1 protein-coding gene is annotated in these 920 nt (G+C 60.0%); it reads right to left on the bottom strand.

Annotation, left to right across the window (positions count from 1 at the left end; genetic code table 11):
- Positions 1-920, bottom strand: a 920-nt coding sequence (locus AC5L36_RS45355; RefSeq protein ID WP_441225323.1) for a glycoside hydrolase family 43 protein, incomplete at both ends; no start/stop codon positions are given.

Genomic DNA, 920 nt, shown 5'->3' with positions numbered 1-920 from the left:
GGATGGCCACGCCGCTGTTGACCGGGGTGCCGAAGTTGGGCGTGCCGTCCGCGTTCCAGGTGAACTTCTGCGCCCGCGTGGTCCGGTTGATGTCACACCCCTGACTCGCCGAACTGTTCGCGTGATACACGATCCAGTCCTCCGTACCATCCGGCGACTTGAAGAACCCGTTGTGCCCCGGCCCGTACACGTTACCCGCCCGCTGGAACACCGGACTCGGGAACTTCCGCCACGACGACGCGTTCAACGGATCCCCACCGACATACTCGATCATCCCCAACTTGTAATCCGGCGTCGAACAATGCGACGCCGAGTACACGATGAACGTCCGCCCGTTACGCTGCAACACCTCACCACCCTCGGCCACCGCACCACCCACCGTCTCCCACGACAAGCTAGGCGTCACCAAAATCCGCCGCGTCCCACTCGCCGTCCACGGATTCGACAACGGCCGGATGAACAACGGCTGCGACCCGTTGTAGAACGTCCCCAACAAATACAAGTTCCCGTTCAACTGAAGAATCCCCGGATCCAGCTCCCACGTGTTGTCCGACACCGGATCCAACATGTCCGCCTTGAACGTGTACGGACCCATCGGATCCAACCCCGCACTCTCCAACACATGAATCCGCTGCGAACCCAGATCGAACGGCTCACGCCCCGCCGTGTAATAGAAATACCACCGCTGCCCATTCGGCCCGTTCAACAAATGAAACTCCGGCGCCCACATCGTCCCCGCACCATTCGGCCGAGTCAACGTGAACAACAACGTATCCGAAGCCGACGACAACCCCGCCAACGTCCGCGAACGACGCATCGTAATCGTGTTGTTCCACGTCGTCGTCGCCAAATAGTAATAACCGTTGTAATACTGCATCCACGGATCCGGACCACGCATCTTGATCGGGTTGGTGAACGTG

The sequence above is a fragment of the Phytohabitans sp. LZ39 genome (assembly GCF_059359075.1).
The sequence above is the reverse complement of the archived record's forward strand: the minus strand, read 5'-3'. Positions and strand labels throughout refer to the sequence as shown.